Consider the following 13,830-nt stretch of genomic DNA (forward strand, 5'->3'; position numbering starts at 1 on the left):
AGTGCCAGCGGCGAAATCCGCTGGCCAATGAATCAGTTATCGCCAAAGTGGATAACGGTACGGATGGATTTACCCTGATGCATTAAATCGAACGCGTCGTTAATCTGCTCCAGCGGTAAACGGTGGGTAATAAACGGATCCAACTGAATTTTCCCGCTCATCGCATCTTCAACCATACCAGGAAGCTGAGTACGCCCCTTCACGCCGCCAAACGCGGAACCGCGCCAGACACGCCCGGTAACTAACTGGAACGGACGTGTTTTGATCTCTTGTCCGGCTCCTGCCACGCCAATAATGATGCTTTCGCCCCATCCTTTATGGCAGCATTCCAGCGCCGCGCGCATCACGTTAACGTTACCGATACATTCGAAACTAAAGTCCACGCCGCCATCGGTAAGCTCGACAATCACATCCTGAATCGGTTTGTCGTAATCCTTCGGATTGATGAAATCGGTCGCGCCCATTTCACCTGCCAGCGTAAATTTTTCCGGATTGGTATCAACGGCCAGAATACGCCCGGCTTTCGCCTGCGCCGCGCCCTGAATCACCGCCAGACCAATACCGCCCAGACCAAATACAGCGACGGTATCACCTTCTTTCACTTTTGCGGTGTTATGGACCGCTCCGATACCGGTGGTCACGCCACACCCCAGCAGACACACTTTGTCCAGCGGAGCCTGCGGGTTAACCTTCGCCAGAGAGATCTCCGCACATACGGTGTATTCGCTGAAGGTACTGGTGCCCATATAGTGATAAATCGGCTCGCCGTTATACGAGAAACGGGTGGTGCCATCCGGCATCAGACCTTTGCCCTGGGTCGCACGTACGGCCTGACACAGGTTAGTTTTACCCGATTTACAGAACTTACACTCGCCACATTCTGCGGTGTATAGCGGGATCACATGATCGCCCGGTTTCAGGCTGGTAACGCCTTCACCCACTTCAACCACAATGCCGCCACCTTCATGGCCGAGCACCGCCGGGAAAACCCCTTCCGGATCGTCGCCTGAGAGCGTAAAAGCATCAGTATGGCACACGCCGGTGTGGGTAATTTTAACCAGCACTTCACCTTTCTTTGGCGGTGCGACATCGATTTCGACAATTTTTAACGGTTGGCCAGGGCCGAATGCAACTGCTGCACGTGATTTCATTTGTCTCTTCCCATTATTGCGAGGTGATGGTGTTATTTTAGATAAGCACGCAGAAGATGGCCGATTTCAGCCATGCGCACGGCACGCTGGTCTGGGGTTGTTTCCCCGCTGACCAGTTCGTCTTTCAGGTGGATCTCAACCATTTCGCCCATCAGGCCATTGGATGCGCCGCGCACGGCGGCAATTTGTTGCAGGATAGCCAAACACGGCTCGCCGGACTCCAGCGCGCGCTCAAGCGCATCAACCTGACCGCGAATACGGCGTACACGGGTGAGAATGCGTTTTTTATCTTCGGGTGAATGCGGCATACGCCCTCCAAATACTATAGGGGGGTATACTATCAGTCTTTTTAACTAATTGTAAAATAAATAACTTGTTATTATTTAATACGTTGTACAAACAGCACATTTAGACATATGTGGGCATATCACCGTGTTAAGCGGTTTTAGAGCCGCAACACCGAGCGCTTTTCGATGTATTCTGCATCGCTGAACAGTCCGGATTTTTTCTGGAGCAGCGTAACTGGATTGTCACTCGCAAAGAGCAGTCAGTTGAAGACTCATGTAATTATGAACAATACGAATACCCCCGACTACAAACCGGGGGTTTCTATTTTTTAATACGCTATATATAATAATTAGTTACTTATTCCGTAACTGCACACTCTGGCACGCGAATTTCCTTAATGAGCCTGGAAAAACTTTTTAACGAACACATTCCCTGACTATTTTTCTCTTCACATGCAATTAATTTTAAATCAACTTTGCCGGCAGGTTTTTCTAACGACAACGGTTGTATATCCCTCATATCTCTCAGCGTCTGATAAACAAATGAAACCTGAACCCAATCCGTATTATCACTGGTTCTTTTCCACTTTTCGAATACAAGCTCCCCACCAGGAGGGGTATTATCGGGTTGACCGGGCAGCGACCAGTTAAGATCTAAAGCCCCGCTTAAATTTGCAAGATTGGTATCATGACCAGCAATAAACAACAGAGATACGGGTAATTTTATGCCATACCTGTTTTCTGTTGTACCATTTGTCAATAATGCAGTGTCTATCATATCGAGTAATGGTGTGGCTCTACTACGGGCAACTTCTGGAGTTCTTTGCAAAAGATCAAACTGAGCGTTATGCAGACTTAACAAATCTCTCCATTCTTTTTCTCCCGTAATACGCCCCCAGGCTACCTGTGGCATTCCTTGGGCCTCTTGCAACAGAAATATCTCAGTCAGCGTGGAAGAAAGACTCCAGGCACCAGGTAATGATACATTGTCAGGAGTAACCTTAAGTTCAGACGGTAAAGCCTCTGGTAATGTGCATTTCGTAGACTTTTCTGTAGTCTTACATGTCTCCGATTGTGAGAAATTTAAAACATTTTCCAGGGTCCGAAATGAAGATTGATAGCGTTGGGTATACAGTTCAATATTTCCTCCGGCCCGTTCCAGAATAGCGTTTTTAACCTTCAATGTGTTAAACGAACATTTCCCCATTTTTACCGGATTAAAAAGAGGATCAGTTTTTTCTTCATCCTTCTGATAATGCACTTGAATTTGACATTTTGGTGCTAACCCAGCCAGAAACGCCTCACCCGTTTTACGGGTGCGTTGATCCGTGTCTGCAATAACAGCAACCTGCCCTGGAGATGGGCACGTTTGATTATTCAACAGACCTTTGCTTGTGAACCATAAACGTTGATACTGACCTAATTCAGAAACAAGTTCTCCCCCACGAGGCGTTAGCCATCCTAACGGCACATCCCATTGTGGCCATTGATCGGGTGTGACATCTTTCATTATTGGAGTGAACTTCGTAGGTGCTCTTACTCCATGACGGCTCACTATCACAACCCGCTCAAGTTTCATACCGTTCTGCTCTTCAGCATGTATTGAGAAAGAACCGCATAAGAAAGAGAAAAATAATAAACGAATGATGAATGTACTCATTACCAGCACCACCTTTTCGTAAGTGAAAAACAAACAACTCGTATAAGCCAGTTCGATAACTGGTTCTATCAGATAGAAATAATCCTACTCCTGAGTTCACAACAATCCAACTTTTTGAATATCAACTTTGTATCTTATCGAAGTATTAAAGGAGCGCTAATTTAGCCGCGCTGGAAAGGTATCCAAAGTTATGGAATCGTTGGCAATTTACAACGTCCTGTCATTGAAAGGATAATTGATCCGGTATAAATAAGGTGGGCGGAAGCCTTGTTTGACTATCAATTTACCCGCAGCAAATCACTGTATCTCGTTGTATAACGTGGTGAAAGCATGTCTCGCTTCATCGCCCACGGCTGCTGTATCCCTTGCCCGGCAAAGTAGAGCGTTCCTTTCCCCTTTTCAGCATTAAGAGTATCCAGTAGGTCCATCAATTTATCGCTGTTACGCCGTGGGGCGTTATTATCAAAAAGATTCAGCTGTGCAACGCCAGAGCTAAAAAAATCCCCCAGCATAACGCCCGCTTTTTGATAACGTAGCCCCTCTCGCCAAACGGCGTCCAGGCTGCGCGTGGCTGCTGTAATAATGTCCCGGCTATCCTGAGTTGGCGTCAGCAGTTTTATCGATGCGCTGTTACCGTAATAAGGTTCATTCAGGGCAAACGGACTGGTTTTGATAAACGTAGAGATAAACCGGCAGTACTGGTGTTCTCTGCGCAGCTTTTCCGCAGCACGTGAAGCATAGGTGCAAATGGCCTCTCTCATGGCGTTGTAATCCGTGAGTTTTTCACCAAACGATCTTGAGCAGATAATTTCCTGCTTATCCGGCGCAAACTCTTCCAGCGCCAGACAAGGCTCACCGCGCAATTCCCGGACGGTTCGCTCAAGCACGACGCTGAAATGTTTACGAATGAAGCGAATATCGGTATCCGCGAGGTCGAGAACCGTTTTAATGCCCATGACGTCCAGTTTCTTGCCGATACGGCGTCCGATGCCCCAGACTTCATCAACCGGGAGTGCTGCCATCAGCTTACGCTGGCGTTCAATATTTGAGAGATCCACGACTCCGCCCGTCTGTTCCTGCCACTTTTTGGCCGCATGGTTCGCCAGTTTGGCCAGGGTTTTGGTCTGAGCAATGCCGACCCCAACCGTGAGACGTGTTTTCTGCAAAATGGTTGCTCTGATTTCCTGACCAAAATCCGTAAGATCCCTGCAGTTTCGCACGCCCGTTAAATCACAAAAGGCTTCATCAATACTGTATATCTCCACGCGTGGCGATAACTCCTCGAGAATCGACATCACCCTGCTGCTCATATCCGCATACAGTTCGTAGTTCGAACTAAAACAGAACACGCCATAGCGCCTGAACAGATCTTTCTGTTTGAAGTACGGAGCGCCCATATTAACGCCAAGCGCCTTTGCCTCTACGCTGCTGGCAATAACGCAACCATCGTTATTTGAAAGAACGACAACGGGCTTCCCTTTCAGATCAGGCCGGAATGCCGACTCACAGCTGGCATAAAACGCGTTAACATCCACCAGTGCAAACATCATCAGCCCGCTGCTTTAATGATAAATGTCACCACGCCAAATATATCCAGCGTGTCCTCGCTGCTAATCATGATCGGCGCGTAGGCGCTGTTCTCTGGCTTCAGCATCACAACCGGATGTAATTGCAGGCGTTTAACGGTGAATTCGCCCTCAACGGCGGCAATAACGATGTCTCCATGGGCAGGTTTTCTGGCGCTGTCGACAATCAGTAAATCGCCCTCGCCGATCCCTGCCCCCCTCATGGAGTCGCCAGATGATTTAACAAAATAGGTTGCGCTGGGATGCCGTACCAGCAGGTCATTGAGGTCGATACGTTTCTCAACGTAGTCCTGTGCAGGAGATGGAAAACCGCAGGGCACAAGATCGCTAAATAACGGAAAGTGTTTAATTTCGCGGCGTTCCGCAGGCTGGAAAAACAACATAATAATCTGCCTCTCATTTACTGTATTTATATACAGTAGTTTTAATAAGAGCAGCAATCAAGTAGCGAGTGTGATGAACTGGACGTTGTTTAACCATCTTGTCGGTAAGTTTTTATGATGTCTGGAAAAATAATCGGCTAAAAAAATACCCCGCATTTGCGGGGCATTACATCAGGAGCGTTTTCGCGGCATCATGCGCAGCAGCGTATTGTCCTTCCAGAAATAGTGGTGCATCAGGGCCGCAGCGGCATGCAGAGCAATAACAAAATAGCCCAGATTTGCCAGCGTCACGTGCCAGGACTTCAGCATATCCACTACATCAAAATTGGCCTCTGCCGCATGCGGCATAACGATGCCGAATGCAATCCACGGGTTACCCCGGTTGTACATCATCACCAGTCCAATAATCGGCAGAATAATAAACAGCAGATAAATAACCAGATGCCCCAGATGCGCCATTCCGGTCATCATCGGCTTCGGTTTTGGCACAATCGGCGGTGCCGGATATTTTAGCCTGACCAGCAGACGCGCCACCATCAGCGTTAAAATAGTGATGCCACAGGATACGTGCACCATGTTAAATAAGGGACGATAGCTGCGCGGGAAAAATCCGCGAAACTCCATAGCGCTGTAGGCCACAATGACCAACAAAAAGACCAGCCAGTGAATGCCAATTTGCAGGCCAGAATACTTATTCCCCATAACACTTCCTGAATAAAAACAATAATGCGTCACCATAACGGGCTTTTGTTAAAAATTCATTAACTTTTGCTCACCCGGCTTATTCTTATGGATCGCCAGCAAAGTGTGAGAATTGCGCCGGGTGGCGTACAGGCTCACCCGGCGAAAACTTAGGACTGCAGATACACCACCTGCGTTTGCAGATATTCGTTCAGACCGTGTTTACCGTCAGCTCCGCCAATCCCGGACTTGCGCCAGCCAGCATGAAAGCCCTGCATCGCCTCGAAGTTTTCACGATTAATATAGGTTTCGCCGAACTTCAGCCCTTTGATCGCCTTCATCGCCGTATTCAGATTCTGCGTATAGATCGATGAGGTCAGACCGTAATCGCTGTCATTGGCCATCGTCAGCGCCTGTTCCAGCGTATCAAACGCTACCACCGGTAGCACCGGACCAAACGTCTCCTCGTGCATAATCGCCATCTCCTGGCGCACGTCTAACAGTAACGTCGGTGGATAGTAATACCCTTTGCCGGAAACGGCCTTACCGCCCAGCACCACTCTGGCGCCTTCCTGCACCGCTCGTGCAACTTTCTGCTCTACACGCTCCAGCGCAGCGGCGTTAATCAGCGGCCCCATTGCAATATCATTGCGCTCAGCCGGATTGCCAAACTGCACGGCTTTCATCGCCTCGCCCAGACGATTGACGAATTGGTCATAAATACCTTTCTGAACGTACACGCGCTCGGCACAGTTGCATACCTGTCCGGTGTTGATCACCCGCGAGTCAACAATTGCCTTTACGGCCAGTTCAAGATCGGCATCATCCATCACGATAGCCGGGGCCTTGCCGCCCAACTCCAGACAAACTTTGGTGATATTTTTAGCCGCCGCAGCCATAATTTTCTCACCCGCCCCGACGCTACCGGTCATGCTCACCATGGCCACCTTCGGGTTTGCGGCCAGCGCCTGACCGACCGTTTCACCACGTCCCAGTACCAGATTAAATACGCCGCGCGGCAAGCCAATATCATCAACAATTTTGGCAAAGGCGATGGCGTTATTCGGTGTAAATTCACTCGGCTTAATGACAATGGTATTACCCGTCAACAGTGCGGGAGCCAGTTTGCGGGCAATCAGGAAAAATGGAAAGTTCCACGGCAGAATGCCCGTAGTCACGCCCAAAGCGCGCTTAAACAGCAGAATATTCTCACCCGGACGATCGCTTTGCAGGATCTCGCCTTCATAGCGACGCGCCCACTCCGCCATGTAATCGATATAGTCGGCGGTAAACGAGACTTCGACCTCAGCCAGTTGCTGTATTTTTCCACCCTCCGCCACAATCAGCGCGCTGATTTCACTGGCTCGCTGACGGATACCCGCAGAAATTTTGCGTAACCAGTTCGCCCGTTCAATGGCGGGCAGCGCTTCCCATTGCGGCTGAGCGCGCTGTGCAGCATCGATCGCTTTACACGCATCCTCGGCACGTCCATCGGGAATACGCGAGATCACCTCTTCCGTGGCAGGATTGACGACATCAATCCAGGCATCATCGTGCCAGGTCACAAACTGCCCATCGATATACATAGGATGTTGTACGGGTACTGACATGCGGCTCTCCTGTGATTGATTTGTTTTTAACAAGTAAAACTATTGTTAATTAATATCAATCATGCAGGTCGTATTATGGCTGGAGTGGCTGTTCTGTGAGCGGCTTCATAAAAGCGTCTGGCAAAGTGATGATGAAGGGAAAAAACAGGTGTGATTTTTGCCCGTTTGCCGCAAAACGCCGACAAACGGGCAACAGGAATTACAGAGAGCGGCTCTCCAGTAAGTCAGTCAGCACGATGTCATTTTGCAACTGCTGCCAGGCTTGCTCAACGTTCTGAGGAATATCAACATGGGCAATAAAATCGCGGCCGCACGGCCCATAACCGGTGGCATCATCACGCAGGCGAGGAAGCTCACCGGTTATGAGAGACAGATAGCGATCCACTGACCACAAACCTTCTGCTGCTGGCACAAAATCCACGCCGTCTTGCTGTTGGGCCAGCTCAGGGATGAATCCAGGGAAACTCAACCAGCGCGGCGCATGCGGCTCATCGCGGGTTACGCGCTGAAAGGTTGCCATCGTGCGACGTTGCATAGTGGGATCCTGTACCACAATGACGGTATGAATACTTTCCGTCGCCTGATTCAATAATGCACAGCTAAAACGGGCATTCTCACCGCAGTTTGTTGACTGGTCTTCCACCCAAATCTTCTCCCCCGGGATTTGCCAGAACTGATGTGCGATATCGGCAAGGATCGCCGCTTCCGCGCGTCCGGTGGTACGAATGATGTTGTAACGAGGATGCTCTGCAATCGCGTCATACAAAAATCGTGTGGAGTGACCGATGCCACCGCTAATCAACAAGGGAACCTGTTGCTCTTTCGCGATCCGGCAGGCGGCATCGATGGTCGGAATAACCGCGTTCCCTGCCAGAATCACGCAATCTGACTGAACGGTGATATTCCCCGTAAAATCATTCTGCGCCAACCATCGCCCTACGGTATTGATCGCCGCAAGCGTGGTTGAGGAAAGTGTCGGAAACTGGCTCATACTCATGACTCCTGATCTTAATGCTTTATCGGGTTGCATACCGGGCGGTGACGTCACCTTACCCGGTATGCTGTCTGGTACCGATTTATCCCGAAATCTGCTCCATCGCCTGCAAAATACGTTTATCGGAAATCGGATACGGCGTACCAAGCTGTTGGGCAAAATAGCTGACGCGCAGCTCTTCTATCATCCAGCGGATCTCTTTGACATCGTCATCTTCACGGCGCGCGGGAGGCAGTTTATTGAACCACTGCTGCCAGGCCTGCTGCACGCTATCCACTTTCAGCATCTGCGCACGGTCACGATGCGGGTCGATAGCCAGTTTTTCCAGACGCTTTTCGATAGCCTGCAAATAACGCAGCGTATCGCCCAGACGCTTGAAACCATTGCCGGTAACAAATCCACGGTACACCAGCCCACCCATCTGCGATTTGATATCCGCAAGCCCCAGCGCCATGGTCATATCCACGCGCCCTTTCAGACGTTTGTTGATATTAAACACTGCGGTCAGAATTTGTTCGACCTGCTTAGCAATATCCACCACCGTATCGTTCAGTTCAGCCCGCACTTTCTCATGCAGCGCCGCAAAGCCTTCTTCGGTCCACACCGGACCACCGTTGGCGTCGATCAGTTGATCCACACCACAGGATATACAGTCGTCAATCAAATCCAGCACTTTACCGTACGGGTTAAAATACAGCCCCAGCTTGGCTTTGTTGGGCAGTTTCTCATGCAAATATTTGATTGGTGAAGGAATATTCAGCAACAACAGGCGGCGTAAACCGCACCACATCGCCTGCTGTTGCTCCAGCGGGTTATCAAACAGTTTGATGGCAACGCTGTCACGCTCATCCACCAGCGCTGGCCAGGCTTTGACCTTATAGTTACCGCGTTTTTGCTCGTAACTCTCCGGAAGCTGACCGAAGCTCCAGATGTGCAACCCGCTCTGTTCGATACCGTCATCCGCCACCGCAGACAATGTTTCCTGAACTTTACCCTTCAGTGCGTCTTTCAGATCCTGCAGCGAACGTCCTTCCTGCAGCTTTTTGTTCTTATCATCCACTACCCGGAAGGTGATTTTTAGGTGATCGGGCACCTGATCCCAATGCCAGTCTTCACGGTCAACGGTCACGCCGGTCATGCGGCGCAGTTCACGCTCCAGCGAGTCCAGAAGCGGCAGTTCCAGCGGCGTGACGCGACCTAAAAACGCTTCCGCATAGTTTGGCGCGGGCACAAAGTTGCGTCGTACCGGTTTCGGCAAAGACTTAATCAGGGCGATCACCAGTTCACGGCGCAGCCCCGGAATTTGCCATTCAAAACCGCTCTCTTCGATCTGATTGAGCAGCGGGAGCGGAATATGCACGGTCACACCATCCGCATCGGCTCCGGGTTCGAACTGGTAACTTAACCGTAGTTTGAGATTGCCCTGATGCCAGAAGTTCGGGTAATCCAGCTTACTGATTTTTTCCGCGCCCTCTTTGATGAGCATGCTCTTTTCAAAGTTGAGCAGATCCGGCGTTTCACGGCTGATCTTTTTCCACCAGCTGTCAAAGTGACGCGCGGAGACTACATCATGGCTGATGCGTTGGTCGTAAAACTCAAATAGCGTCTCATCATCAACCAGAATGTCGCGACGGCGCGATTTGTGCTCTAACTCTTCCACCTCAGCGCGTAACTTCAAATTGTCACGGAAAAACGCATGGCGCGTTTGCCAGTCGCCTTCCACCAGCGCATGGCGGATGAACAGTTCACGCGACAACGCGGGATCGATCTGGCTGTAGTTCACCTTACGGGCTGCAACAATCGGTAAACCGTAGACGGTAACCTTTTCTGTTGCCATCACTGCGCCCTGCGCACGTTCCCAGTGCGGTTCACTGTATGAACGTTTGATCAGATGCTGGGCAACCGGTTCGACCCATTCAGGATCGATACGTGCAGCAATACGTCCCCACAGGCGGCTGGTTTCTACCAGCTCCGCTACCATCGTCCACTTCGGCGGTTTTTTAAATAGACCAGAGCCAGGGAAGATCGAGAAGCGAGCGTTACGCGCCCCGGTAAATTCCTGTTTATCGGCATCTTTCATCCCGATATGTGACAGTAAACCGGTCAGCAACGCGACGTGGATCTCTCTGTATTCAGCGGGTTCGCTGTTAACAGGAATCCCTAACTCTTTCACCACCTGACGCAGTTGCGTGTAGATATCCTGCCATTCACGCACGCGCAGGTAGTTCAGAAAATCAAGTTTGCACTGACGACGGAACTGGTTTGACGACAGCGCTTTCTGCTGCTCGCCGAGATAGTTCCACAGATTCACAAATGCGAGGAAATCAGACTCTTTGTCGTGGAAACGGCGATGCTTCTCGTCGGAGGCCTGCTGCTTGTCCATCGGGCGCTCGCGCGGATCCTGAATAGACAGCGCCGAGGTGATAATCATCGCCTCACGTACGCAGCCATGTTTTTGCGCTTCCAGCACCATGCGAGCCAGGCGTGGATCCACCGGCAGTTGCGAGAGCTGACGGCCCAATGGCGTCAGTTTGTAAGCGGTTGTCTGTTCGTCGGTGGTTATCGCCCCCAGTTCTTCGAGCAGGCGTACACCGTCCTGAATGTTACGTTTATCCGGCGCTTCAACAAACGGAAACGCCGCGATATCGCCCAGCCCCAAGGCGGTCATCTGCAAAATAACGGACGCCAGGTTGGTACGCAGGATCTCCGGGTCGGTAAACTCCGGGCGCGACAGGAAATCGTCTTCAGAATACAGACGAATACAGATCCCCTCCGAAACACGACCGCAACGGCCTTTACGCTGGTTGGCAGAGGCCTGCGACACCGGTTCAATCGGCAAGCGCTGAACTTTGGTGCGGTAACTGTAACGGCTGATACGCGCAGTACCCGGATCAATCACATACTTGATCCCCGGAACGGTCAGCGAGGTTTCCGCCACGTTGGTCGCCAGCACGATACGGCGACCGCTGTGCGACTGGAACACACGGTTCTGCTCGCTGTTGGAAAGACGCGCATACAGCGGTAGCACTTCGGTATGGCGCAAATCCAGCTTATTCAGCGCATCGGCGGTATCGCGGATTTCGCGCTCGCCGCTCATGAAGATCAAAATGTCGCCCTGACTTTCACGGCCTAACTCATCTACGGCATCAAAAATTGCCTGCAATTGGTCACGCTCGGTGTCATCTGCGTCTTCAACAATTGGACGATAGCGAACTTCCACCGGATAGGTTCGACCAGAGACTTCGATAATCGGTGCATTATTGAAATGCTTTGAAAAACGCTCCGGATCGATGGTTGCCGAAGTGATGATAATTTTTAGATCCGGACGGCGCGGCAGAAGCTCTTTCAGATAGCCGAGCAGAAAATCGATATTCAGGCTGCGCTCATGCGCTTCATCGATGATGATGGTGTCGTACTGCATCAGCAGCCGATCCTGCTGGATTTCCGCCAGCAGGATACCGTCCGTCATCAGCTTAACCATGGTGTTGTCGCTGACATGATCGCTAAAACGGACTTTATAACCGATACAACCGCCCGGCTCGGTTTGCAGCTCTTCTGCAATACGGTTCGCCACGGTACGCGCCGCCAGACGACGCGGCTGGGTATGGCCGATCAGCCCTTTTACCCCGCGCCCGAGCTCCATACAGATTTTGGGTAACTGAGTGGTTTTCCCTGACCCCGTTTCCCCGGCGACAATCACCACCTGGTTATCGCGGATCGCTTCCAGAATATCCTGTTTTTTCTGACTGACGGGCAGGTTTTCCGGGTAGCTGATGACCGGACGCGCGGCTTCACGCAGCACAACTTTACCTGCAGCGTGATCAATCTCTTTTGCCATCTCCTGGTAAATGGCCTGTTGTGCATCAGGATTTTTAACCTTCTTCACGCCCTGCAGGCGGCGGGCAAAACGCTGTCTGTCACGCAGCATCAGTGAATCCAGCTGTTGCTGCAACATGTTGAAGGTTAATTTTTGTTGTTCTGTCATAGCGTTAAAAGGCAGTGCTCTGCCGGGTTAAATCTCTTTTAGATGATAGGTATAGAGTACCACATCAGCGCTTTTCATGTGTTGTTCAATAATTTCGAACATAGGATTCGATATATTGCGCTATCACTGCGACAGGATTGTGAATAAAGTGTCAACAAGCAACGGGGCACGCCCCCTTCAAACACATAAAAGGAAACACCCATGAGCAAGGTATTAGTTCTTAAATCCAGTATTCTGGCAGGGTACTCTCAGTCTGGTCAGTTGTCTGATTATTTTGTTGAACAGTGGCGTGAAAAGCACTCCGCTGATGAAATCACCGTCCGTGACCTGGCTGCAAATCCTGTTCCGGTACTGGATGGCGAACTGGTGGGTGCGCTGCGCCCGAGCGATGCGCCGCTGACACCGCGTCAGCAGGAAGCGCTGGCGTTGTCCGATGAGCTGATTGCTGAGCTGAAAGCGCATGATGTGATTGTTATCGCCGCGCCGATGTATAACTTCAACATCCCAACCCAGCTGAAAAACTATTTCGATCTGATTGCCCGTGCAGGTGTGACTTTCCGTTATACCGAGAAAGGTCCGGAAGGTCTGGTGACGGGTAAACGCGCAGTCGTGTTGACCAGCCGTGGTGGTATCCATAAAGATACGCCGACCGACCTGATCACGCCGTATCTGAACGTATTCCTGGGCTTTATTGGCATCACCGACGTGAACGTCGTCTTTGCTGAAGGCATTGCGTACGGCCCGGAAGTGGCGTCCAAAGCGCAGTCCGATGCGAAAGCCGCTATCGACAGCGTCGTCGCTGCCTGATAATTCACCCTCTCACCATCCGGTGGGAGGGTTTCTCCAGCATTTACTTCTTTACCTGCACCTGTTTGCCGTGAATGCGGTTAATATCGCGCCAGATGGTTGCATAATCTCTGCACTTCGCCAGATTCTCTTCCCAGCAATGCAGCAAAAATTGTTCTGGCTCGGCAACATCCCGGCTTAACAGCTTGAATATCCAACGATTCCAGACATACCACTTGAAAAGCCACATGATTTCACTCCGCAACGCGACCGGTGTTGAACTATATCAGCCTCAGTTTGATGCCGTGTGGCAACTATTGCGATGTCGATGAATAAGTCAGCGTCGTGCCTCTCCGGTTGTGTGCAGAGAAGATTTATTATTTTCTCAACCACTTACCATTGATGCCCTGGACGTACTCCCCTGGTTTAGCCCGAGCGACCAGCTTTTGTCCGGCCATTTTCGCCACTTCATCTGGAGGAATGTTATTGCTCTCAGCCAGTTGCTGATAGCTGGCGCTGCGTGCTTTATTAATCTCACTCACCAGCGCCTGCGTTTCGGCGTCGGTTTGCAATGCCACCAGATAACCATTAAGCGTTTCGCCCACCCGCCCCTGGGTTCTGGCTTCATTCAAGGTCAATGCCCACCCATTGCCACTGAATAAACTCAATGCCACCAGGATCACTGCAAGCTGTATTTTCATCGTGAC

12 protein-coding genes are annotated in these 13,830 nt (G+C 50.8%); 1 reads left to right on the plus strand and 11 read right to left on the minus strand.

Going from position 1 to position 13,830, the window contains the following annotated elements; all coding sequences use genetic code 11:
• Positions 1-32: 32 nt before the first annotated feature.
• The 9 genes from WC7_RS13565 to hrpA all read right to left on the minus strand — a co-directional run bounded on the left by WC7_RS13565 (position 33) and on the right by hrpA (position 12,337).
• Positions 33-1,151, minus strand: coding sequence for an S-(hydroxymethyl)glutathione dehydrogenase/class III alcohol dehydrogenase (locus WC7_RS13565; protein WP_016153173.1), 1,119 nt, complete (start codon positions 1,149-1,151; stop codon positions 33-35).
• A gap of 32 nt (positions 1,152-1,183) precedes the next feature.
• A complete protein-coding gene (locus tag WC7_RS13560) occupies positions 1,184-1,459 on the minus strand; it encodes a metal/formaldehyde-sensitive transcriptional repressor (RefSeq protein ID WP_003833178.1) in 276 nt (91 codons plus the stop codon).
• Between the two features lie 337 nt (positions 1,460-1,796).
• Positions 1,797-3,098 carry an AppA family phytase/histidine-type acid phosphatase gene (locus tag WC7_RS13555; protein ID WP_016153174.1) on the minus strand — a complete coding sequence of 434 codons (1,302 nt, stop codon included), beginning with the start codon at positions 3,096-3,098 and terminating at the stop codon, positions 1,797-1,799.
• 278 nt (positions 3,099-3,376) lie between these two features.
• On the minus strand, positions 3,377-4,645 hold the full coding sequence (locus WC7_RS13550) for a Y-family DNA polymerase (protein WP_029139549.1): 1,269 nt from the start codon (positions 4,643-4,645) through the stop codon (positions 3,377-3,379).
• Positions 4,646-4,647: 2 nt separating this feature from the next.
• A complete protein-coding gene (locus tag WC7_RS13545; protein ID WP_016153176.1) occupies positions 4,648-5,067 on the minus strand; it encodes a translesion error-prone DNA polymerase V autoproteolytic subunit in 420 nt (139 codons plus the stop codon).
• 171 nt (positions 5,068-5,238) lie between these two features.
• Positions 5,239-5,769 (minus strand): cytochrome b561, encoded by a 531-nt coding sequence (gene cybB / locus WC7_RS13540; protein WP_016153177.1) that lies wholly within the window; start codon positions 5,767-5,769, stop codon positions 5,239-5,241.
• Positions 5,770-5,918: 149 nt separating this feature from the next.
• Positions 5,919-7,358, minus strand: coding sequence for an aldehyde dehydrogenase (gene aldA, locus WC7_RS13535; protein ID WP_016153178.1), 1,440 nt, complete (start codon positions 7,356-7,358; stop codon positions 5,919-5,921).
• A 199-nt stretch (positions 7,359-7,557) separates the two neighbouring features.
• Positions 7,558-8,349: a YdcF family protein gene (locus WC7_RS13530; RefSeq protein WP_016153179.1), complete on the minus strand. Its 792-nt coding sequence runs from the start codon at positions 8,347-8,349 to the stop codon at positions 7,558-7,560.
• A gap of 85 nt (positions 8,350-8,434) precedes the next feature.
• Positions 8,435-12,337 carry an ATP-dependent RNA helicase HrpA gene (hrpA, locus tag WC7_RS13525; RefSeq protein ID WP_016153180.1) on the minus strand — a complete coding sequence of 1,301 codons (3,903 nt, stop codon included), beginning with the start codon at positions 12,335-12,337 and terminating at the stop codon, positions 8,435-8,437.
• A 201-nt stretch (positions 12,338-12,538) separates the two neighbouring features.
• On the opposite strand from hrpA, the gene azoR reads away from it, so the two are divergent.
• Positions 12,539-13,144, plus strand: coding sequence for an FMN-dependent NADH-azoreductase (azoR, locus tag WC7_RS13520; RefSeq protein ID WP_006684422.1), 606 nt, complete (start codon positions 12,539-12,541; stop codon positions 13,142-13,144).
• A 43-nt stretch (positions 13,145-13,187) separates the two neighbouring features.
• Here the strand turns inward: azoR and WC7_RS13515 are convergent, their stop codons facing one another.
• Both WC7_RS13515 and WC7_RS13510 read right to left on the minus strand, forming a co-directional pair.
• On the minus strand, positions 13,188-13,373 hold the full coding sequence (locus WC7_RS13515; protein WP_016153181.1) for a hypothetical protein: 186 nt from the start codon (positions 13,371-13,373) through the stop codon (positions 13,188-13,190).
• A gap of 127 nt (positions 13,374-13,500) precedes the next feature.
• A complete protein-coding gene (locus tag WC7_RS13510; protein ID WP_016153182.1) occupies positions 13,501-13,824 on the minus strand; it encodes a YdbL family probable chaperone protein in 324 nt (107 codons plus the stop codon).
• Positions 13,825-13,830: the final 6 nt, after the last annotated feature.

Origin of the sequence: Citrobacter sp. KTE151 (assembly GCF_000398845.1) — a bacterium.
Taxonomy (GTDB): Bacteria; Pseudomonadota; Gammaproteobacteria; order Enterobacterales; family Enterobacteriaceae; genus Citrobacter; species Citrobacter braakii.